This window comes from Dokdonella sp., assembly GCF_036518555.1.
Classification (GTDB): domain Bacteria; phylum Pseudomonadota; class Gammaproteobacteria; order Xanthomonadales; family Rhodanobacteraceae; genus Dokdonella_A.
This window is the reverse complement of the sequence record NZ_DATDMY010000093.1, coordinates 36663-59124: the sequence shown is the minus strand read 5'-3', so window position 1 is coordinate 59124 and position 22462 is coordinate 36663. Positions and strand designations below refer to the sequence as shown.

The following is a 22462-nucleotide window of genomic DNA, read 5'->3' as shown; positions in this document are numbered from 1 at the left end:
ACCCACGAAAGAACGAGGCCTCCCGGAGGAGGCCTCGATGGTTTGCGACCACTATCAATTTCAATGCGCGATCGGCGCCTGCGTCGCGTCGATGGTGACGTCGTCGACGAACGTGTTGCCGTCGGTCGTGCCGCTGTCGTCGTACGCGTACTCGAAGCGGATCGCGTGCACGCCGCCGTCGGCGAAGCCGCCGATGTCGATCGACTGCAGCGTGTAGTCCGCGTCCAGCTGCGTGCTGAGGTCGGTGCTCTGCACCACGGTGCCGTCCACCGACACCACGAGGTTCGCCGGCACGTCGGGGGCGTCGGCGACGAAGCGCCAGTAGTTCAGGTACAACGGCCCGCCGTTCGGCAACGTCACGCTTTGCGAGAAATGTTGGGTCTCGGCATTGCCGTTCCAGCCGCCGAACCAGGCGGCGAAATCGCCGCCATGCGTCGGCACGCTGGCGCCGGAGGCGCTGTAGAACACCGAGCCACCACCGCTACCCGGATTCGTGTCGAGGCTGTCCCAATCCGGGTTCGCTCCCCCGTCCTGCGGGGTCGCCTCGAAGCCGGGATCCTGCACCGGCTGCGTGAACGGGCCGGTCGCCGGATCGAAACCGTCGCAGAAGACCGTGTCCGCCGCCGAGCACGGCAGCACCGGTGCGGGGGTGACCGTCAACGCGACCGGCACCGCGATCAAGGCATGCGCGGGATCGTTGGTCGCGACGCACAGCACCGCGGTGTAGTCGCCCGGCGCCAGGCCGTCGGCCGACGGATCCGCCGTGATCGTCACGTCGGTGTTCGCGCCGCCCGCGACCGTGCCGTTCGCCGGGCTTGCGCCGAGCCACGCGACCGCCGCGCCCGAACACGTGCCGCCGCCGCTGGCCGCCGTGCCGCGCACCATCCACACGCCCGCCAGCGTTCCGCCACTGAGGCCGTCGAGCGTGCCGATGTTGTCGTTGTTGCCGATCACGTCGACGTCCGCGTCGCCCGTGCTCATCGCGGCGACCCAGCCGACATTCGGATCGCCGCCGTCGTCGAGCGCCGCCGAATACAGCACCGGCGTCGTACCGCCCGCCGCGAACGTGTCGACGAAGCCGAGGTAGACGTCGCCCGCAGCCGGCACCGCGAAGGCCGTCGCGTAGTTCTCGAATGCGTCCGGTCCATTGACCGTCACGGGCGTATTGCCGCCCAGGCGCACCGCGTTGCTTGGGTCGCCGTCCGCGTCCGCGTCGAAATAGGCGACGATGTTGACCGTCTTGCCAGTCACGTCGCCGTTGGCCGACGTCGCATTCGGCCATTCGATCGACACCGTGCCGATCGTCAGCGCACCCGTCGCGGAATAGCGGTTCAGCCAAAGCGACGTGTTCTGCGTCGTGCCCGCAGCGTCGGTCCACGCGATGCCGTTCTCGTAGCTGCCGTCGTCGGCCTGGAACGTGATCGAACCGTCGGGCCCGACCGGCGCCCACGGCGCGACGCCCGAATGCACGCCCGTGCCCGCGCGGACGACGCGCATGCCCGTGCTGCGCAGCGCACCGTGTGCGTGGCGGACCTTGGAAACGTGCGGCAGCAGCCGCGCGATGCGCGAGGCCTGTCCCGTGATCGCGTACGTCAGCGCGTCGCTGCCTGCCGCATTCGCGATGTTCAGTGTCTGCGTACCGGTCTGGTCTTCGCGCACCGTGAAGCCCAGCGACGTCGGCGCCACCGTCGCCGCGGGAGGATCGTTGACGACGATGCCCGTACCGCTCAACGTGATCGTGCCGCTGCCCGGCGCGCTCGCGGTCACCGTCAGGACCTGGTTCGCCGCGCCCGCCACCGTCGGCGAGAACGTGAAGCTCAACGTGCAGCTTGCGCCGGCCGCGATCGTGATCGGGCCCGAACTCGCGCACGTGCCGCCGCTACGCGCGAACGGCGTGCTCGGCGGCGTCAGCGGCGCCACGTCGAGCGAGGCGCTGCCGTCGTTGCCGAGGGTGACCGTCTGCGCCGCGCTCGTGGTACCGACCGCCTGGTTGCCGAACAACACGCTCGTCGGTGTGATCGTGAGGTGGCCCTGCGGCGCGCCGGTGACCGTCGTCGTCGCGGTCGCGCTGTTGTTGGCCGGCACGGTATCGCCGAGGCTGCTCGTGATCGCCGCCGTATTGCTCAGCACGGTGCCGCCGGTGACGCCCGATGAAACCGCGACGGTCAGCGAGAACGTCGCATCGCCGATCGCGAACGACGCGATGCTGCAATCGACCGCGCCGGCCGCACCGACCGCCGGCGTCGTGCAGCTCCAGCCCGCGGACGAGGCCAGCGACACGAAGGTCGTGCCTGCCGGCAGCGTGTCGCTCCAGCTCGTCGACGGCGCGTCCGCCGGGCCATTGTTCGTCGCGGTGATCGTATAGGTGAGGTTGTTGCCGGCCGTGACCGGGTCCGGCGAATCGGCCAGCGCGATCGCGAGGTCGGTGCTGCCGAACAGGCCGACGACGACCGGATCATGGTCGGACGCGCGGTACGGCGAGGCCGGCTCGAACACCACGCGCGGCGGAGCGAGCGCGGAGCCGTCCGGCTTCTCTTCCTGCGCCGCTTCACCGGTGTCGCGGATCTCGTCGTTGTAGTCGAACGACGGCACTTCGTCGGAATTGATGTGCCAGGCGTCGGCGCCGGTCACCTGTGACTGCAGGCTCGCGTTCGCGAACGCATAGTCGAGGTGGCCGAGTTCGCCGTCGAACTGGTACGAATACGCGTTCGTGCCGTGCAGTACGGTCTCCATATCCGCGTAACCACCGGCCTCGAGTGCGGCGACCGGGTCCTCGCTCGCGTACGAATTGAAGTCTCCGAGCAGGAGCACGTCGGGGTCGCCCGCGGCCGGGATCACGGTACCCGCGATCCAGCTCATCGTGCGGTTCGCCTGCTGCGTGCGCTTGGGCGCCCAGCAGCCCTGGCCGTCGCCCTGGTCCGCGTCGGCGCCGCTGCCGGGGCAGCTGCCCTTCGACTTGAGGTGGTTGGCGACGACGGTGAAGCGCTGGCCGAACGCGGGATTGGTCGCGTCGGTCACGTCGAACGTCTGCGCGGTCGGCGGGCGGTCGTGGATCGGGTCGAGGTCGACGAGCGGCGACCCGACCGGCGAGACGACGCCGCTGCGATAGACGATCTGCACGCGGATCGCGTCGGTGCCGAGCGTTCCGCCCGTGCTCGCGGCCTGATACGGGTGCGCGCCGCCGCAGCGCGCGTTGACCGCGCCGAGCAGGTTGTCGATCGTGTCGCTCGGTGTCGTGTTCTCGAGCTCCATGAATGCCGCGATGTCGGGATCGAGCGTGCAGATCACGATCGAGGCGCGTTCGCGCTGGCGGCTGAGTTCGGCCGCGCTGTCGGCGCCGCGGCAGTCGAGCGTGCCGCCCGGACCGCAAGGTCCGCTGTTGTTGGACGAGGTCGTGTCGATCGTCGTGAAGTAGTTGAGCAGGTTCATGCCCACCACACGGATCGAACCGCCGACGTCCGGCGGCGTCGCCGGACGCGTGTTGACCGGCGTGAACGCGACCGGATGCGCCGCCGTCGGGCGGACGCGCCAGGCGTCGGTGCCGGTGAACCCGGCGAAGGACCAGTGCAGCACGCCGGTGAGGCCCGAAATCGTGTCGCCGCCGCGGAAGTAGTCGAGGCCCTGCGTGCCGGCGCCGAAACCACCGTTCTGGTGCGGCCAGTACATCGCCTGCTGGCCGTTCGGCTGCGCCAGCACGGAGTTCTGCACGTTGTTGTCGTCGTCGAGGATCACGCGGCGGCGCGCGAGATCCTCGAGGTGCGCGGCGAGGCCGGCGACGCTCGGCGCGTTGTCTTCGGTGAACGTGCGCGAACGACCGCCTTGCAACAACTCGATCTGGCCGTAACGCGGCAGCTCGAAGAATTCGGAGATCGTGAGCGTGTCGGAGAACGTGACGAGCATGCCCTCGCGCGCCTCGTAGTACGCATCGACGTCGCCGACGACCGGCAGCGTGATCGTCGCCGGGGTGACGTCCGCGAGATGGTTGCCCGCATCGGTGACGACGACCGACGCGGCCGACGGCGGGGTCAGTTCGGTCATGTTGAAGAATTCGCTGACCGTGCCGGTCACGCGCACGCGCTGGCCTTCGACCACCGAGCCCGCGACGCAGGATCCGCAGAACACGAAGATCGCCTCGGAGGTGTTCGGGTCGGCATCGGCATCGGCGTCCTCTTCCTGCAGGAAGAAGCCGCTCAGCTTCGACGAGCCGAGGAATTCGGCGGTGACGACGCCCTCGACCGTCACGGTCGCGCCGGCGATCGGCGTCGCGGCGCCGTTGCCTTGCACGTCGTGAATCCTGTTCAAGTCGTCGTTCGCGATCGAGCCGGTCGCCTGCGCGTCGTCGACGACGGCGTTGACGACGTTGCTCACGTTGACGTTGAACGCTTCGTCCGGCTCGCTCGTCGTGTCGCCGTTGACGACGACGGTGAACGCGTAGGTCGAACTGCCGGGCGGAATCGTCTGGCCCGCGAGCGACGTCGCTGCGTAGTCGGATGGCGCGGTCGCGCTGCCGTCGCTGGTCGCGATGTCGAACGTGACGCCGCCCGGGCCGGCCGGTTGCGTGAGCGACACGGTGAATACGTAGTTCGTCGTGCCGGCATTGCCTTCGCTCTGCGCGACGTCGGCGATCGAAAGGTGCGGCGCATCGTTGTCGACGATCGTGCCTTGGCCCTGTCCGTCCGTGACGGTCGCGCCGGTGGCGTTCGTCACATCGACGAAGAACGTCTCGTTCGCCTCCGGCAGCACGTCGCCGTCGACGGTCACGTCGAACGTGTAGCTGCTGCTGCCTGCCGGGATCGACTGCGAGACGAGCGCCTTGGCGACGTAGTCGCTGCCCGCGCTCGCGGTGCCGTCGGCGGTCGCGATGTCGAACGTGACGCCACCGGCGCCGGCGGGCTGCGAAAGGCTCACCGTGAACGTCGCGACGGTCGTGCCCGCGTCGCCTTCGGCAACCGATACGTCGTCGATGCCGAGATTCGGCTGCGCGACTACGCCGTGCGGCGTGACCGAGAAGTCGTCGATCGCGAGGCCGTGGTCGGCGCCGGACTGGTCCGGATCGGACCAGCGCAGCATGACTTCAGTCCCGTTCGGGATCGACAGGCCGGTCAGCGTGAACGTCTTCGCGACGCGGTTCGCCGCGAGGTTGCCGTCGAGCGCGCTGGACGTGCCACCCGTGATCGGGCTCGTGAAATCGAGCGACGTGACCGCGACGCCCGCGGACTGGAACTCGGCGAGGCTGCCCGTGACGAGCGGACTGCCGACGAGGTAGGAGAACGCGACCGTCTGCGCGGTCGCGGCGCTGTTGCGCCATTGCTCGCCGGTGTAGGCGATGTCGAGCGAGGTGATCGTCGCGCCCGTGGCGTTGGCCAGGCGCACGCCGTGGAAGAAACTGCCGGCAGCCGCGTTGCCCGAACCGAGCGTGCCGAGCGCACGGTCGGCGGCGCTGGTCGACCCGTAACTGTAGAGATTGCCGCCGTTGCTGCTGCCGGTATCGGCGACGATCGTCGTGCCCGAGCCGGTCCGCACGCTGTACCACCCGGCGAGCGTGGAGTTGCTCGTCCACGTCGCCGAGCCGGAGGCCGGCAGCGTGTTGAAATCCTGGGTGTACGGCGTGTCGAGCGCGGTCAGCGAAACCTGCGCGGACGATGCCGTCGCGAACGCGAGCAGCAGCAGCGCACCCGCCGTCCTGGCGGAAAACGGAACGAAACGACGATCGGCTCGCGCTGGGCGCGAGCGCATGGAAGGTGACGACATCACGATTTTCCCCTGCGAAATGGGCTGCACGGCGACCGCAGCCCGCAAAGTCTACCGGTCAACACGCGAACGGATTGATGCGGCGCAGCAAAAGCACCCGGTCTCCCGGGGGCAGGTCGGTGCCGCGCAAGCGTGCCGCGCGCATGCGACAGGCGGATGACGGCGGCGACGCGGTCAGGCCGTTGCCACCGCGTTGCGCACGAGTTCCTGCTCGATCACGGCGCAGACGGCCTCGAAATCCGCGTCGCCGAGCCATGGACTGTTGGAGATCGTGAGCGTCGTCGCGGCGAAGCGCCGCGCATGGGGAACATCGGCATCGCCGACGACGCCACGCAAGTACGCATAGTCGGGCAATGCGTGGATGAACAGCCGGCTCACGCCCCTGCCCGCGCCCCAGAGGCGCGCGAGGATCGCATCGCGAACCGCCGGCTCGCGCAGCTGAAGGAGCAGGAACGGCCAGCATCCTTCGGCGCCCGCGGGATCACCGAGTACCGCGACACCGGCGATCGCGGCGAGTCGCGCGCGCCGCCGGCGCGCGCGCAGACGGCAGTCGGCGACGAACGCGGGCAGGCGCGCGAACGCGCGCGCCCCCACGGTGCGCCGCCAACGACCGAGGCCGTGCAGCGGGATGCGCAGCGGGAAGTCGTCGCCGACGGCGGCGACCGGATCGCCGCGCCGAAGCGCTCGCCGCAGCGGCGCCCCGTAAGCGAGGCGCAGCAGCGAGGGCCGGTAGAACGCGTGGTAGCCGAGCAGCTCGAACGATCGACGCAGCTCCCAGTCCGGGCGCCACGCCACGATGTCCCGGCTCGTGCGGCGCAGTTCCCGGCGCAGGCTCGCATCCGCGCTCACGAGCAGGCCGCCTTCGTAGGTCGTGAGTCCCTTGCCTACCGCGAGGCTGAAGAAGCCGGCATCGCCCTCGAGGCCGACCGAACGACCGTCGCGGCGGGCACCCAACGCCTGCGCCGCATCCTCGATCACGAACGCGCCGACCGCGCGTGCGCGCTCGACTGCCGCCGCGACGTCCGCGACGCGCCCGCCGAGATGCGTCGGCAGCACGGCCAGCACATCGCGGTCGCACGCACGCGCGAGCGCATCGGCGTCGAGGTCGATCGATCCCGGCGCGAGGTCGCACAAGCGGAGTTCCAGGCCGCAATGCGCGACCGCGATCGCGACGAGCGGGCAGGTGAAGGCAGGTGCGACGACCACGCGGCGGCCGGCAAGGCGACGCAGCGTCGTCAGCGCGACGACGAGCGCCGCCGTGCCGGAGCACTCCGCCTGCACCTCGTCGACACCGATGAAGGCCGCTCCCTGCCGCTCGAGGCCGCCCTGCCGCGGCGCGAACGGCCAGAGATCGCCGCAGTGCGGCGGAAGTCCCGCGGTCGGCGGAATCTCAGCGAGGCGCGGGTGGTTTGTCGGCATCGGTTTCGCTGATCGCGAGGCAGACGATGCCTGCGATGATAAGCGCGCTGCCGATCCATTGCGGCGTACCGATGCGTTCGCCGAACAGCACGACCGACAGCCCCATCACGCTGAGCACTTCGAGGTGCGAGGCCGCGAAAGCCGGCCCGATCGGCGCGTGTTCGAGCAGGGTCATCCAGGTCACGAACGCCCCCACGTAACACGCGATCGCGCAGTACACCCACGGCGACGACAGCACGCGCAGAACCCAGCCGAGGTCCGCCGCGGGCGGCATCGCGTGGTTCGCAGTGAGCTTGAAGCAGATCTGCGCGAACGTGTCGAAGCAGACGAGCACGAGGAACCCGACGAGGTAGAAGCGTCTCACGCCCGGCCCCCGATGCCGACCACCGCGACGCCCGCCGCGATGAGGAGGATGCCGAGCGTGCGCAGCGGCGACAGCTTTTCGGCGAACAGGACGCGTCCCGCGACCATGACGGCGACGATGTTGATCGAGCCGAGCAGCACGCCCTCCGACAGCGGCACGAGCGAGAGGAACGCGAGCCAGACGAGGAACTCGGCCACGTAGCAGGCGATGCCCGACCATATCCACGGTCGCCGCGCCATCGCCCTCCAGCGCGCGAAGCCGCCGCCGAGATCCGATTCCGCCGCGGCCGCCTTGAACGAAAGTTGCCCGAAAGTATCGAGGACTATGTTGGCGAGCCAGAGCATGGCGACGGTGGCGGACATCGGATCCTGCACGGCGCGACGGGCGCGCAGTATGCCCGCGCGACCGCGGCAAGTCGAAGCGGCGCGGCACGCCGCTTGAAGATCGCTGCATGCCCGGCGATCATGCCGGGCGCCCGCGTCGCCGCCGTCGATGCGCGACGAAGGGATCGGGTGCGCCGCCCGGTCGAACCTTCCCGAACCATCCGGAGACGTGGAATGAGCAGCGTGCAGGACACCGTGTTCGACATCATCGCGAAGGAGTCGGGCATCGATCGCGCCCGCATCACGCCCGACGCGACGCTCAAGGACCTCGATATCCAGTCCCTCGATGCGGTGCAGATCATTTTCGAGATCGAGGACCACTTCAAGATCACGATGCCCGATCGCGATCCGAAGTTCGACACCGAGTCGGTGCGCGGTCTGGTCGAGACGGTCGAGAAGCTGCTGGCCGAGCAGGCAACGCAGCCGGTCCCCTGACCGGCGCGGGCCAACGATACGGATCGCATGCAGCGCGTCGTCATCACCGGCATGGGCGCGGTCACCGCGCTCGGCCACACCGCAGCCGCCACCTGGTCCGCGATGCGCGAAGGGCGCGTCGCGATCGGGCCGATCACGAGCCTGCCGCGCGAGGGCCTGCGCTTCGGCATCGCCGCGGAGGTGCAAGGGTTCGATCCGCTCGCACACTTCGAGCAAAAGAAGCTGATCCTGCTCGACCGCGTGTCGCAGTTCGCGCTCGTCGCCGCGCGCGAGGCGATCGCGCAGTCGGGCATCGACTTCGCCGTCGACGGCATCGGCGAGAACACCGCGGTCGTGATCGGCACGGGCATCGGCGGCGAACAGACGCACGACGAAGCCTCGCGCCGCCTGTACGCCGAGAACAATCCGCGCACGCATCCGCTGACGATCGTGCGCCTGATGGCGAACGCGCCCGCGAGCCAGGTCTGCATCGAGCATGGCCTCACCGGGCCTTCGTTCGCGACTTCGAGCGCGTGCGCGTCGGCGAACCATGCGCTCGCACAGGCGTTCCACATGGTGCGCAGCGGCGTCGCCGAGGCGGCCGTCGCCGGCGGCAGCGAGGCCTGCATCACGCTCGGCGTGATCCGGGCCTGGGAAGCGATGCGCGTGATGGCCGACGACACGTGCCGGCCGTTCTCCAAGCAGCGGCGCGGGATGGTGCTCGGCGAAGGCGCCGCCGTGTTCGTGCTCGAGACGCTCGAGCGCGCGCGCCGCCGCGGCGCGACGATCCTCGCGGAGTTCGCGGGCGCGGGCATGTCGGCCGACGCCGGCGACATCGTGTTCCCGTCGGAAGCCGGCGCGGCGAAGGCGATCGCGCGTGCGCTCGCCGACGGCGGCCTCGCCATCGACGACCTCGACTACGTGAACGCCCACGGCACCGGCACGCCGGCGAACGACCCGACCGAGAGCAAGGCGATCCGGCGCGTGTTCGGCGCACACGCCGACGCGCTCGCGGTGTCGTCGACGAAGTCGATGCATGGGCACGCGCTCGGCGCGGCCGGCGCGATCGAACTCGTCGCGACCATCGGTGCGCTGCGCGACGGCGTCGTGCCGCCGACGATGAACTTCCTCGACGCCGACCCGGAATGCGACCTCGACTACGTCGCCAATGCCGCACGCGAGCGGCGCGTGCGCGCCGCGCTGAGCCACTCGTTCGCGTTCGGCGGCCTCAATGCGGTGCTTGCGCTGCGCGGTGCCCCCTAGCCGGCGCGGGACCGCGCGCACGTTGCCTGGAGACGACGACTTGACCCGCACGCTCGCCCCGCGCGAACGCCGGGCCGGGCGCGCTGCCGTGCATCGCGGTCGTCGCCACGGTTACGCGGCGGATCGACCGCCGCGCCGGACCGACGCGTCGATGGCAGCCGGCGCCCTATGCACATGCCACCCCGTCATGGCCGCGGCCCGCGGCACGCCGTAAACTCGCGGTTTTCGCCCTACCGCCCCCATGACCGCGCTCACCCACCTGCAACGCCTCGAATCGGAGAGCATCGACATCCTGCGCGAAGCGGTCGCGGAAGCGGAGCGGCCGGTCATGCTCTACTCGATCGGCAAGGACAGCTCGGTCATGCTGCACCTCGCGCGCAAGGCCTTCTTCCCGTCGCGCCCGCCGTTCCCGCTGCTGCACGTGGACACGACCTGGAAGTTCCGCGCGATGTACGAATTGCGCGACCGCATGGCCCGCGAGTCGGGCCAGGACCTGATCGTGCATCGCAACCCGGATGCGCTGCGCCTCGGCATCAATCCGTTCACGCACGGCTCGGCGGTGCACACCGACGTCTGGAAGACGCAGGGTCTCAAGCAGGCGCTCGACCAGCACGGCTTCGACCTCGCCTTCGGCGGCGCGCGTCGCGACGAGGAGAAGTCGCGCGCGAAGGAGCGCGTGTTCTCGTTCCGCTCGGCGCAGCACCAGTGGGACCCGCGCAACCAGCGGCCCGAACTCTGGCGCCTCTACAACGCGCGCAAGAACAAGGGCGAGAGCATCCGCGTGTTCCCGCTGTCGAACTGGACCGAACTCGACATCTGGCAGTACATCCTCGCCGAAGGGATCCCGATAGTGCCGCTCTACCTCGCGGCGGAACGGCCGGTGGTGGAGCGCGACGGCACGCTCGTGATGGTCGACGACGAACGCTTCCCGCTGCGCCAAGGCGAGACGCCGGTCCTGCGCCGCGTGCGCTTCCGCACGCTCGGCTGCTACCCGCTCACCGGCGCGATCGAATCGGACGCCGACACGCTGCCCGCGATCATCCGCGAGATGCTCGTCGCGCGCACGAGCGAACGCCAGGGCCGGCTGATCGACCAGGACGCGGGCGCATCGATGGAGAAGAAGAAGGCCGAGGGGTATTTCTGATGGACGCCGAAGGCCGCCTCGAGGACATCGAGGGCTATCTCGCCGCGCAGCAGTCGAAGAGCCTGCTCCGCTTCATCACCTGCGGCAGCGTCGACGACGGCAAGAGCACGCTGATCGGCCGCCTGCTGCACGAATCCAAGGCGCTGTTCGACGACCAGCTCGCAGCGCTCGAGGGCGACTCGCGCAAGTTCGGCACGCAGGGCGACGAGCTCGACTTCGCGCTGCTGCTCGACGGCCTCGGCGCCGAGCGCGAGCAGGGCATCACGATCGATGTCGCCTATCGTTTCTTCTCGACCGAGCGGCGCAAGTTCATCGTCGCCGACACGCCCGGCCACGAGCAGTACACGCGCAACATGGTCACCGGCGCATCGACCGCCGATCTCGCGGTGATCCTCGTCGATGCGCGCAAGGGACTGCTCACGCAGACGCGCCGCCACAGCTACCTCGTCTCGCTCGTCGGCATCCGCAAGGTCGTGCTCGCGGTCAACAAGCTCGATCTCGTCGACTGGTCGCGCGACGTGTTCGAGGCGATCGAGCGCGACTATCGGGCGTTCGCCGCGCAGCTCGGGATCGAGGAGATCGTAGCGATACCGCTGTCGGCCCTGCGCGGCGACAACCTCGGCGCGCCGAGCGCGCGCACGCCGTGGTATCGCGGCCCGAGCCTGCTGCAGCACCTCGAGACCGTCGACGTCGGCAGCGACGAGCCGCGCGGCCCGCTGCGCCTGCCGGTGCAGTGGGTGAACCGACCCGACCCGGGTTTCCGCGGCTACTCCGGACGCATCCTCGGCGGGCGCGTGCGTCCCGGCGACGCGGTCCGCGTGCTGCCGTCGGGAAGGCTGACGTCGGTGGCCCGCATCGTCACCTTCGACGGCGACCTCGCCGATGCGCGCGCAGGCCAATCGGTCACGCTCACGCTCGCCGACGAGATCGACATCAGTCGCGGCGACGTCATCTGCGCGGCCGACGATCCGGCCGGGCTCGCCGACCAGTTCGAAGCGACGCTGGTCTGGATGGCGGATGCGCCGATGCTGCCCGGACGACCGTACCTCGTGAAGCTCGGCGCGACGACGCTCGGCGCCTCGTTCGGCCAGCCCAAGTACGCGGTCGACGTCAACACCCTCGATCATCTCGCGGCGAAGACGCTCGAACTCAACGGCATCGGCGTCACCAACCTCACGCTCGACCGCGCGGTCGCGTTCGATCCCTACGCGAGCAACCGCGACATGGGCAGTTTCATCGTCATCGACCGCTACACGAACCAGACCGTCGGCGCCGGCCTGCTGCATTTCGCGCTGCGCCGGTCGCAGAACATCCACTGGCAGGCGGTCGAGGTCGACAAGCAGGCGCGCAGCCGCCAGAACGGCCACAAGCCGTGCGTGCTCTGGCTCACCGGCCTTTCCGGCAGCGGCAAGTCGACGATCGCGAACATCGTCGAGCGCCAGCTGCACGCGCTCGGCGCGCGCACCTACCTGCTCGACGGCGACAACGTGCGCCACGGCCTGAGCAAGGATCTCGGCTTCACCGACGCCGATCGCGTGGAGAACATCCGCCGCATCGGCGAGGTAGCCCGGCTCATGGTCGATGCCGGCCTCATCGTGATCACCGCGTTCATCTCGCCGTTCCGCTCGGAGCGCAGGCTCGCGCGCGGCATGGTCGAGGACGACGAATTCATCGAGGTCTTCGTCGACACGCCGCTCGAGGTCGTCGAACGGCGCGATCCGAAGGGTCTCTACCGGAAGGCGCGCCGCGGCGAGCTCAAGAACTTCACGGGCATCGACTCTCCCTACGAGGTGCCGGCCGCGCCGGAGCTGCATGTCCGCACGATGGAGCAGTCGCCGGAAGAATCGGCGAGCATGATCGTCGAGGCGCTGGTCCAGCGCGGCGTGATCCGTCGGACGATCTGAGCCCCGCCCCCAGCCGGGCCGGGCCCGCCGTTGCATCGTGCCGCCGACCGCGTACCCTGTGCCGATGCGCCTGCCTGCCCCGCTCGTCCTGTCCGCCCTGCTCGCCGGGCCCGCCTGCGCGGCCGATTACCTCGTCCTGGTCGGCCCCGGCCAGACGTTCAATCCCGCCGAACTCACGATCGCGGCCGGCGACCGGGTCACGTTCCGCAACAGCGGCGGCACGCACAACGTCAAGGCGAACGACAACTCGTTCCGGTGCGCGAACGGCTGCGACGGCGACGGCCAGGGCGGCGATGGCGCAGCCGCGAACAACATCTGGCACTTCAGCCGCGTGTTCGCGTCGGCAGGGACGATCGGCTACTACTGCGAGACGCACGGCACGCCGAGCAACGGCATGCGCGGCACGATCGTCGTGCTGCCGAGCACGCCGGTCGAGCTGCAATCGTTCGAGATCGACTGAGTCGCGTCGCGGCATGCCCGGTTCCCCGTTCGACGCTCCGTGCGTATTGCTGACCGGCTTCGAGCCGTTCGGCGGCGAGTCGATCAACCCGTCGCAGGAGATCGTGCGCGCACTCGACGGCGCGACGGTCGCCGGCCACCGCGTCGTCGGTCGCGTCCTGCCGGTGTCGTTCGCAGCGACGTTGCCGATGCTCGAGGAATTGGTCGAGCGCCATCGTCCCGCGGTCGTGATCGCACTCGGACAGGCGGGCGGGCGCAGCGAGATCTCGCTCGAGCGCATCGCCGTGAACCTCGTCGACGCGCGCATCGCCGACAACGACGGCCTGCAGCCGATCGATCAGCCGGTCGTCGCCGGCGCACCTTCCGCGTACTTCACGAGCCTGCCGTCGAAGGCGATCGTCGCGCGGCTGCGCGAACGCGGCATTCCGGCCGGTGCGTCGCTGAGCGCGGGCTCCTTCGTCTGCAACCAGGTGTTCTTCGCGATCGCCCACCTCGTCGCGACGCGCCTGCCGCAGGCTCGCGGTGGCTTCGTGCACGTGCCGTGGCTGCCGCAGCAGGCCGTGCGCCATCCCGGGCAGCCGAGCATGGCGCTCGCGACGATGATCGAAGGCGTGTGCGCCGCGATCGAGTGCGCGATCGTGCTGCGCGACGATCTCGAAACGAGCGGCGGCGCGACTCATTGAATGCAGCATGGCCGCGGGCACGGCCCGCGGCGCGCGCGCGCGATCCTGCTAGACTGCGCGCCCGTCGTACCGGTTCGACCGCGATCGTGAGCCTCCCCGCCGCCGGCGCGGCATCCTCCGCCAGTCCCCTTCCCGCGCGCGCCGCGCTGCTGATGATCGCGAGCGCAAGCAGTTTCGGACTCATGGCAATCCTGATCCGCTACGCCTCGCACGGCCTGCACGCGTTCGAGATCGCGTTCTTCCGCAGCTTCTTCGGCGCGCTCGCGACCGCGCCGCTGCTCGCGCGCCACGGCTGGGGCGCGTTGCGCACCGACCGGCTCCGGTTCTACGTCGCGCGCTGCGCGATCGGCACGCTCGGCATGCTCGCGGGCTTCTGGGCGATCGCGCACTTGCCGCTCGCGCAGGCGATCGCGCTGTCGTACTCGTCGCCGCTGTTCGTCACGATCGGCGCGGTGCTGTTCCTGGGTGAAGTCGTGCGCCTGCGCCGCTGGAGCGCGGTCGTCGCCGGCTTCGTCGGCGTGCTCGTGATCGTGCGCCCGGGCACCGATGGCTTCAGCGCCGGCAGCCTCGTCGCGCTGCTCGCGGCCGCCTCGACCGGCGCGGTCACGATCAGCATCAAGTTCCTCTCGCGCAGCGATCCGCCGGACACGATCGTGCTCCTCACGACCTGGCTGTGGGTGCCACTCTCGCTGCCGTTCGCGCTCGCGGTGTGGCAGGCGCCGGCGGCTTCGCTATGGCCGCTGCTGGTCGTCATCGGCGCACTCGGCACGCTGGGCCAGTACCTGTGGACGCACGCGCTGCGCCTCGCCGAGGCGTCCACGCTCGCGCCGTTGAGTTACCTGCAGCTCGTGATCGTATCCGCGCTCGCCTGGTTGCTGTTCGACGAACGCATCGATGGCTGGACGGCGGCGGGGGCGGCCATCGTCATCGGCGCGAGCCTGTACATCGCGCGCCGGGAAGCACGGGTCGCGCGCCAGCGCCATGCGGAAGCGATCGCGGCGAGGACGGAGCCGCAGATATGAGCGAGCAGGCGCACCGAGGCGACACGCCGGCGCGCGTGCGCCGCCTCACGACGACCGACCTCGGCAGCGCGCTCGCGCTCGCGGTCAGCGTCTTCGCGCTCGCGCTCGGCGCGTACCAGACCCGCCTCATGCAGAGCCAGGCGCGCGCGAGCGTATGGCCGTACCTGTCGATCGGCTACACGTACTCGAACAACGTCGACCGTGACGCGTTCATCTGGACCGTCAACAACAATGGCGTGGGTCCGGCCAAGGTGGAAACCGTGCGCATGACCCTCGACGGCAAGCCGATGCGCGATTGGGAGCAGGTGCTCCTCGCGCTCGGTGCGCCGAGTACTTCGCCGAGCATGGCGACCTCGAGCATCGGCGGCGAAGTCATCCCGCCCAACACGAATCGCGAGACGACGGTCGTGCCGATCCGCCTCAACGAGCGCGAGGTCGCGAAACGCTTCAAGCTCGCCGAACACCGCCTCGGCATGGACATCTGCTACTGCTCGGTCTACGACGAGTGCTGGATCGCGCATTGGCAGCGCAGCCGCGTGGATGCGGTGGATCGCTGCGAGGCGCTCGGCGCGGATGCGTTCTCGAACTAGCCGGGCGGCGCAGGTCGCCGCAGGGTGCGTTCCGGTCGTCGTTCCCCTGCCCGGACGCGGCCGGGTCGTCGCGAATCACCGTTGCCTGCCGTCGGACTAACGACAGCGCGGCGGAAGCGCACCCTCGTTACCCGGACGGCGGGCGGGTTTCCTCACGCGCCGGCCCTGCGCGCTCCCGCCCCACCCCACGGCCTGATCCGCGCGCGAAACACCGTTCCGTAGACCGCGTACGTCCATGCGATCGCCGCCGCCCACCCTGCGAGGATGTCCGACGGAAAGTGCACGCCGAGATAGACGCGCGACGCGCCGACGAGCGCGACGAACACGATCGCCCCGGCGAGCGCCGGCCAGCGCCATCGCGTCCACCAGCACAGCAGCACGAGCACGCAGGCGAGCGTCATCGAGCCCATCGCGTGCCCGCTCGGAAAGCTGTAGTTGCCCTCGGGCGCGATGGACGCCCAGAGGCTCGGCCGGTCGCGCGCGAAGAGCGGTTTCGCACCGAGGTTGAGCAGGGCCGAACCGATGATCGCGATGCCGGCGAACAAGCCCTCGCGCATGCGCCGGCGCCAGCCGAGCGCGACGACGAGGGCGGCGTCGAGCGGCACCACGCCCCACTGGTAGCCGAGCGCGGCGATCACGACGAAGAAGCGATCGAAGCCGGCATGCTCGAGCGCGTGCGCGGCTTCGAGCAGCGGGATATCGAAGAAGAACCCTCCGCCTTCGCGGAGTTCGTGCGCGAGCGCACCGAACGCCGCGAGCGGAGCCAGCACGCCGAGGAACACGAGCAGCAGCGACAGGCCGTGCCGATGCAGGAACGCGACGCCGAAGCGCGCGTCCGCGCGGACGGTGTCGACCGCGTCACCCATGCGCCCGCGAGGCGTAACGGCGGGCGACGTAGTCCTCGACGATGCCGACGAACTCCTGCGCGATGTTCTCGCCGCGCAGCGTCATCGCCTTCGCGCCGTCGATGAACACCGGCGCCGCGGGCGCTTCGCCCGTGCCGGGCAGCGAGATGCCGATGTCGGCGTGCTTGGACTCGCCGGGCCCGTTGACGACACACCCCATCACCGCGAGCGTGAGGTTCTCGACGCCGTCGTACTTGAGGCGCCACTCGGGCATCTTCGCGCGCACGTGGTCCTGCACGGCCTTGGCCAGTTCCTGGAACAAGGTGCTCGTCGTGCGACCGCAACCGGGGCACGCCGTGACGAGCGGCGTGAATGCGCGCAGGCCCATCGTCTGCAGCAGCTCCTGCGCGACGATCACTTCGCGCGTGCGCGACTCGCCGGGCTCCGGCGTGAGCGAGATGCGGATGGTGTCGCCGATGCCTTCCTGCAGCAGCACCGCGAGCGCGGCGCTCGACGCGACGATGCCCTTCGATCCCATGCCCGCCTCGGTGAGCCCGAGGTGCAGTGCGTAGTCGCAGCGGGCGGCGAGGTCGCGATAGACGGCGATGAGTTCCTGCACGCCCGAGACCTTGCACGACAGGATGATGCGCTCGCGCGCGAGGCCGAGTTCCTCCGCGCGCGCGGCGGAGTCGAGCGCCGAACGGATCAGCGCTTCGCGACCGACGCGCGCCGCGTCCCAGGGCTCGGCGCGCGCATGGTTCTCGTCCATGAGCGCGGCGACCATCGCCTGGTCGAGCGAGCCCCAGTTCGCGCCGATGCGCACGGGCTTGCCGTACCGCAACGCCGCCTCGATGATCGCGGCGAACTGCGTGTCCTTCTTCTTGCCGAATCCGACGTTGCCGGGATTGACGCGGTACTTGGCGAGCGCCTCGGCGCACGCCGGTTCGCGTTCGAGCAACTGATGGCCGTTGTAGTGGAAGTCCCCGATCAGGGGCACGCCGACACCGATCATGTCGAGCCGCTCGCGGATGCGCGGCACTGCGGCGGCGGCTTCCGGCGTGTTCACGGTGATGCGCACGAGTTCGGAACCCGCACGCGCGAGCTCGGCGACCTGTCGCGTGGTCGAGGCCACGTCGGCCGTGTCGGTATTCGTCATCGACTGGACGACGATCGGCGCACGGCCACCGACGACGACCGAGCGCACCGGGACGGGTACGCTCGCGCGTCGCGACGGCGCGACGTCCGGATTGGCGCTGGAACTCATGCGGTGCTGACTCCGGGGCGGCGCCGCACCGCCGCGCCGCGGTCAGTGCTGGGACAGCCCAAAATGCTGATAGATACCGGTCGCTTCAAGCACGCGGAGGTTGCCCAGCCGAGCGCTGCGTGCGGGCATCGGCGGCCCGATCAGGTCAGGCGGCGCGGTCAGTTCCAGTTCGCGCACGCCGCGATCGATCTCGGTCGATGCCAGCAGCGCATCGTAGTCGATTCCGGGCTCGGGATTCAGCGCCCCCGCATTCAGCGGAGCGAGCAGGACGCCGCGGACGGGCGGCCGGCGACCGTCGTCGACAGGGCGGAGCCCGACCGGCAGCGCCCGCCGAGCGAGCAGCTCGACGCCGGCGTCGACGCGGCCGTCGTCGTCGATGCGGATCCAGCGGATGACACCGACCATCCAGTCGCCGCGCTCGCCGTCGGGGCCGGCAGGCAGGGACAGTCCGACCAGTTCGGCGACGCGCGCGCGCACGCTCTCGCCGCCGCTGCCGCGCTCCCACAGCAAGCGGTAGCCGCCCAGGCCCTGGTCGACCACGCGCGCGGGGAATCTCACGGTGCGCATGCCGCCGCCGGCTCGCTTCGCCCACGCGGCGCCGTAGTCGAGATCGGCGAGGCTGATCACCTGGCCCCGCACGTGCTGCATGAAGGTTTCGAAGTCCTCGCCGCCGGCGAGCGTCGCGTGCAGGTCGTGCAGCCCGATCACGGTGTCGAGCAGGTGCCCGCCGCCGACGCGCGCATGATTGCGCTCGCCGTGCGCACTCCATCCGGCGAGGAAACGACGCGCGAGCGGCGCGTCGATCGTCTGCGCGGGCCCTCCGCGGCCGCGGAGGGCCACGCTGCGGGCGCCTTCGACCGCGGCGAGCTGCTCATCGACGGACGCGAGCATCGCCGCGAGGTGCAACGAGAGCCCGTCCGGCGCCGGCTCGGCGCTCTCCTCGGGCAGGTAACCCGGCCCACGATCGATCTGCGTGCGCACGACGACGGCGCCGTCGCTGCCGCGTTCGCTCAACTGCGCGAGCGGTGCGAGCACGCGCGCGAGCGCGACCAGCTCGCCCTGTTCCCGTTGCGTGTAGCGGTACGGGTTGGCGAGCGCGATGAGCAGTGCCTGCACGTACGCGGTGCGGGCGTCGATGCTGCCGTTGACGTCCTCGATGGCGCGATCGGCGAGGCGAAGCGACGCGATGTATCGATACACGTCGTGCAGCGCCTGCCACGCGCCCGCGGGCGGCGTGCGGTACAGCAGGCACGCCTTGTTGAGCCATTCGCCGCCGTGCTGCAGCGCGCGCGTCGCGGCCAGCGCGACCTGCTTGCCACGCAGGAACGGCACCGACCCCGCCGGCGCGCAGGCCTCGGCGAGCGCGAGCCGGTAGCCGAGCGCGAGTTCGCTCTGGAACCCGAGCGCGAGCTCGCCGAGCTCACGCTTCTGCGCGGGGAGCGGAAAGCTCGATCCGACGATCTGCTTGTCGGCCGCCGTGGCGAGCTGAGCGACCGCGCCGCGCAGCGCTTCCAGCGCGTCGAGCCGCCGCGTGCCATCGCTGCGCGTGCGGTTGAACGCCTGCAGGCCATCGAGCATGCGCCGCGCTGCGATCGGGAAGTTGGCCATCGGCAGCGCGTCGATCCACGCGTGCAGGGCGCGCGCGTCGTGCGCGAACGAGCCGCCGGAGGCCGGCGGGAGCGGGGCGATGAGGCTGCGGTAGGCGTCGTTCATGCGCGGGTATCCTTGTACTGCGCCCTGAACAGGGAGTGCAAGGAGCGCGCCATCGACCGCCGCTCGCGCGCATCAGCGGCTACACTCGCCGCCATGCCCGCGTCCGCTCCCCCCACCGCGCCGCCGACCCGCTCGTCGACGCTGCGGCTGCTCGCCGAGCAATCGTTCAGCCGCGCCGCCGGCGCACCGCTGCTTGCGGGGAACGACGTCGAGCTGCTCATCGATGCGCGCGCCGCCTACGATGCCTGGCTCGCTGCGATCCGTGCCGCGACCGGCACGATCCTGTTCGAGAATTACATTTTCCGCGACGATGCGCTCGGCCGCGAGTTCATCGAGGCGCTCGCCGAGCGCGCCGCCGCCGGCGTGCGCGTATGCGTCGTGCGCGACTGGCTCGGTTGCCTCGGCCAGTCCCGCTCGCGCTTCTGGGCACCGCTCCTCGCCGCCGGAGGCGACGTGCGCGCCTACAATCCGCCGCGCCTCGCGAGCCCGTTCGGCTGGCTTTCGCGCGACCACCGCAAGCTGCTCGTCGTCGACCAGACGGTCGGATTCGTCGGCGGTATCTGCGTGAGCGGCACCTGGCTCGGCGATCCCGCTCGCGGCATCGACCCATGGCGCGATACCGCGGTCGCGGTGCGCGGCCCCGCGGTCGCCGAACTCGCGCACGCGTTCGCCGATGTCTGGAGCCAACTCGGAACGCCGCTGCCGGCGGACGCCGCGCCGCCCGCGCTGCCGTGCGGCCACGTCGACTTGCGCGTCGTCGCGACCGTGCCGAACACGGCCGGCCTGTATCGCCTCGACCAGCTCATCGCGGGCATGGCACGTCGCAACCTCTGGCTCACCGACGCCTACTTCGTCGGCGTCGCGCCGTACGTGCAGGCGCTCATCGCAGCCGCGCGCGACGGCGTGGACGTGCGCCTGCTCGTACCTGGCAGCAGCGACATCCCCGCGGTCGGCTCGCTGTCCCGCGCGGGCTATCGGCCGCTGCTCGAGGCCGGCATCCGCGTGTTCGAATGGAACGGATCGATGCTGCACGCGAAGACCGCGGTCGCCGACGGCCGCTGGGCCCGCGTCGGCTCGAGCAACCTCAACCTCGCGAGCTGGATCGGCAACTGCGAGATCGACCTCGCGATCGAGGACGATGCCTTCGCGCGCCGCATGGAGGCACAGTACACCGAGGACCTCGCCCACGCGACCGAGATCGTGCTGAAGATGCCGCGGCGTCGCCATCTCCGCAAGGAGGCGCGGCACGTCGCGCGCACCCACGGCGGCAGTTCGGGGCGCGCCGCGGCCGGCGCGCTCCGCATCGCCAATTCGATCGGCGCGGCGATCACGAACCGGCGCGTGCTCGGCCCCGCCGAATGCACGCCGCTGCTCGTCGCCGGCATCGCGCTGATCGCCGCGGCAGCGCTCGCGCTCCTCTGGCCGCGCATCGTCGCATGGCCGCTCGCGGCGCTCGCGGTCTGGATCGGCGTCGCCCTCGTCGCCCGTTACGCCGACGCGCGGCGCAAGGCACCGCCGGCGCGCGAGGACGGTGCGACGCGCTCGCCGACCTGACCGCACACGTGCGTGCGCGGACGCGCTTTGCGGTAACCTGTCCGGCCGTCCGCGCAGCACTCCCATGTCCGATCCGGCAGCCCCAGGAAGCGCCAGCCACGAGGTGTTCACGCCATCGTCGCTGACGCGGCTCGTGCGCGACCTGCTCGAGGACGCGCTGCCGCTGATCCGCGTCGAAGGCGAGATCTCGAACTTCTCGCGTCCCGCCTCGGGGCACCTCTACTTCACGCTGAAGGACGCCGGCGCGCAGGTGCGCTGCGCGATGTTTCGCCCGCGCAGCACGTGGCTGCGTTTCCGACCTGCGGACGGCATGCACGTCGTCGCACGCGTGCGCGTGAGCCTGTACGAGGCGCGTGGCGAGTTCCAGCTCATCGTCGATTCGCTCGAGCAAGCCGGCGACGGAGCATTGCAGCGCGCATTCGAGCAGCTCAAGGCGAAGCTCGCGGCCGAAGGGCTGTTCGAGACCACCCTCAAGCGCGCACTGCCGCCGTTGCCGCGTCGCATCGGCGTGGTCACGTCGGCGAGCGGCGCCGCGGTGCGCGACGTGCTCAGCGTGATCGCACGCCGCTTCCCGCTCGCGAGCGTCGAGGTGCTGGCCGTACCGGTGCAGGGCCGCGAGGCCCCGATCGCGATCGTCGCGATGCTGCAGGCCGCGTCGATGGCGCGCCGCCACGACGTGCTGCTGCTCACGCGCGGCGGCGGGTCGCTCGAAGACCTGTGGGCGTTCAACGACGAAGGCGTCGCGCGCGCGATCCGCGCCAGTGCGATCCCGGTCGTGAGCGCGATCGGGCACGAAGTCGACTTCACGATCGCCGACTTCGTCGCCGATCTGCGCGCCGCGACGCCGTCCGCCGCGGCCGAACTGCTCGTGCCGGATGCGCGCGACCTGTCGCGGGCGCTCGATCGGCAGCGGCAGCGCGCGGTGCAGCTGCTGCGGCGCGCGCTCGAATCACGCGCGCAGCGCGTCGACCATCTGTTCGCGCGCCTCAACGCGCAGCGCCCGCAGGCGCGCCTCGCGCGCGCCGACGAACGGCTGCACGCGCTGCGCCGCCGGCTGGTCGATCGCGGTCGCGGCACGCTCGAGCGACTCGACGCGCGAATGCGCCAGCTGCGCCTGCGCCTGTCCGCGCAGCATCCTGCCGCACGCCTCGCGCGCCGCGACGAGCACGCGCACGCGCTGTCCGAACGGCTTCGCCTCGCCGCACGGCACGGAATCGAGCGCCGCCGCGCGCGGCTCGGCGAACTCGCACGCACGCTGCATGCGGTCAGTCCACTCGCGACCCTCGAACGCGGTTACGCGATCCTGCTCGCCGCCGACGGCGGCGAGCTCGTGCGCTCCGTCGCACAGGCGCCGCCCGGCCGCGCGCTGCGGGCACGCCTCGCCGACGGCGAGATCGCCGTCGTGGTCAAGGACCGCTGAGCGCGGCGGGACCCGGGGTCGCCGCAGCGACCTCCGCGATACGCGCGCGGATCGCCGCGAGCTGTGGCGGTATGCGCCCGGAGATCCGCAGCCAGGTCTCTATGGCGAGCTCGGTCAAGGCCGGGCGCGGCCCGATGCGAAGCAACAGCTGGGCCTGCGAGCGGAAATCGCCCTACGGCATCGCGAACAGGCGGTCGGTCGCGTCCGCGCGCCCCGCGCGCACGCCATCGAGCAATACGTCGATTTCCGCGCAAGCCCCTGCCCCGTTCG

The 22462-nt window shown here is 70.7% G+C and carries 17 protein-coding genes; 10 read left to right on the top strand and 7 right to left on the bottom strand.

The features are described 5' to 3' along the window. Nucleotides 1-60 precede the first annotated feature (60 nt). From VI238_RS05975 to VI238_RS05960, 4 genes are all read right to left on the bottom strand, one after another. Complete coding sequence (locus VI238_RS05975; protein ID WP_331649468.1) at nt 61-5751, bottom strand: ExeM/NucH family extracellular endonuclease; 5691 nt, start codon at nt 5749-5751, stop codon at nt 61-63. 174 nt (nt 5752-5925) lie between these two features. Next, entirely contained in the window at nt 5926-7170 is a 1245-nt protein-coding gene (locus tag VI238_RS05970) for a DegT/DnrJ/EryC1/StrS family aminotransferase (protein ID WP_331649466.1), read from the bottom strand. After that, nucleotides 7142-7534, bottom strand: a complete 393-nt coding sequence (locus VI238_RS05965; RefSeq protein ID WP_331649464.1) for a DMT family transporter — start codon at nt 7532-7534, stop codon at nt 7142-7144. The genes VI238_RS05970 and VI238_RS05965 overlap by 29 nt, the downstream gene beginning before the upstream one ends. Then, nucleotides 7531-7896 carry an EamA family transporter gene (locus tag VI238_RS05960; RefSeq protein WP_331649461.1) on the bottom strand — a complete coding sequence of 122 codons (366 nt, stop codon included), beginning with the start codon at nt 7894-7896 and terminating at the stop codon, nt 7531-7533. Before VI238_RS05960 ends, VI238_RS05965 begins: the two co-directional genes overlap by 4 nt. 195 nt (nt 7897-8091) lie before the next feature. Between VI238_RS05960 and VI238_RS05955 the strand changes: the two genes are divergently transcribed. The 8 genes from VI238_RS05955 (at nt 8092) to VI238_RS05920 (ending at nt 15396) form a co-directional block, all read left to right on the top strand. Continuing rightward, a complete protein-coding gene (locus VI238_RS05955) occupies nt 8092-8352 on the top strand; it encodes an acyl carrier protein (RefSeq protein WP_331649459.1) in 261 nt (86 codons plus the stop codon). Nucleotides 8353-8379: 27 nt separating this feature from the next. Beyond that, complete coding sequence (locus tag VI238_RS05950; RefSeq protein ID WP_331649457.1) at nt 8380-9594, top strand: beta-ketoacyl-[acyl-carrier-protein] synthase family protein; 1215 nt, start codon at nt 8380-8382, stop codon at nt 9592-9594. A 241-nt stretch (nt 9595-9835) separates the two neighbouring features. Next, nucleotides 9836-10738 (top strand): sulfate adenylyltransferase subunit CysD, encoded by a 903-nt coding sequence (cysD, locus tag VI238_RS05945; protein WP_331649455.1) that lies wholly within the window; start codon nt 9836-9838, stop codon nt 10736-10738. After that, on the top strand, nt 10738-12642 hold the full coding sequence (cysN, locus tag VI238_RS05940) for a sulfate adenylyltransferase subunit CysN (RefSeq protein ID WP_331649453.1): 1905 nt from the start codon (nt 10738-10740) through the stop codon (nt 12640-12642). Before cysD ends, cysN begins: the two co-directional genes overlap by 1 nt. Nucleotides 12643-12706: 64 nt before the next feature. Continuing rightward, nucleotides 12707-13102, top strand: a complete 396-nt coding sequence (locus tag VI238_RS05935; protein WP_331649451.1) for a cupredoxin domain-containing protein — start codon at nt 12707-12709, stop codon at nt 13100-13102. A 13-nt stretch (nt 13103-13115) separates the two neighbouring features. Then, nucleotides 13116-13784, top strand: coding sequence for a pyroglutamyl-peptidase I (gene pcp, locus VI238_RS05930; protein WP_331649449.1), 669 nt, complete (start codon nt 13116-13118; stop codon nt 13782-13784). 152 nt (nt 13785-13936) lie between these two features. Further along, entirely contained in the window at nt 13937-14806 is an 870-nt protein-coding gene (locus tag VI238_RS05925) for a DMT family transporter (RefSeq protein ID WP_331649494.1), read from the top strand. Beyond that, on the top strand, nt 14803-15396 hold the full coding sequence (locus tag VI238_RS05920) for a hypothetical protein (protein ID WP_331649447.1): 594 nt from the start codon (nt 14803-14805) through the stop codon (nt 15394-15396). Before VI238_RS05925 ends, VI238_RS05920 begins: the two co-directional genes overlap by 4 nt. A gap of 152 nt (nt 15397-15548) precedes the next feature. On the opposite strand, the gene VI238_RS05915 is transcribed toward VI238_RS05920, so the two are convergent. From VI238_RS05915 to VI238_RS05905, 3 genes are read right to left on the bottom strand one after another with little or no spacing between them, the layout of a single operon-like run. Beyond that, nucleotides 15549-16262 (bottom strand): phosphatase PAP2 family protein, encoded by a 714-nt coding sequence (locus VI238_RS05915; protein ID WP_331649445.1) that lies wholly within the window; start codon nt 16260-16262, stop codon nt 15549-15551. Beyond that, a complete protein-coding gene (gene ispG / locus VI238_RS05910; RefSeq protein WP_331649443.1) occupies nt 16255-17505 on the bottom strand; it encodes a flavodoxin-dependent (E)-4-hydroxy-3-methylbut-2-enyl-diphosphate synthase in 1251 nt (416 codons plus the stop codon). Before ispG ends, VI238_RS05915 begins: the two co-directional genes overlap by 8 nt. 42 nt (nt 17506-17547) lie before the next feature. Further along, a complete protein-coding gene (locus VI238_RS05905; protein WP_331649441.1) occupies nt 17548-19218 on the bottom strand; it encodes a hypothetical protein in 1671 nt (556 codons plus the stop codon). 93 nt (nt 19219-19311) lie between these two features. On the opposite strand from VI238_RS05905, the gene VI238_RS05900 reads away from it, so the two are divergent. Both VI238_RS05900 and xseA read left to right on the top strand, forming a co-directional pair. Then, nucleotides 19312-20772 (top strand): phospholipase D-like domain-containing protein, encoded by a 1461-nt coding sequence (locus tag VI238_RS05900; RefSeq protein ID WP_331649439.1) that lies wholly within the window; start codon nt 19312-19314, stop codon nt 20770-20772. Nucleotides 20773-20836: 64 nt separating this feature from the next. Next, nucleotides 20837-22192 (top strand): exodeoxyribonuclease VII large subunit, encoded by a 1356-nt coding sequence (gene xseA, locus VI238_RS05895; RefSeq protein ID WP_331649437.1) that lies wholly within the window; start codon nt 20837-20839, stop codon nt 22190-22192. The last annotated feature ends 270 nt before the right edge of the window (nt 22193-22462 follow it).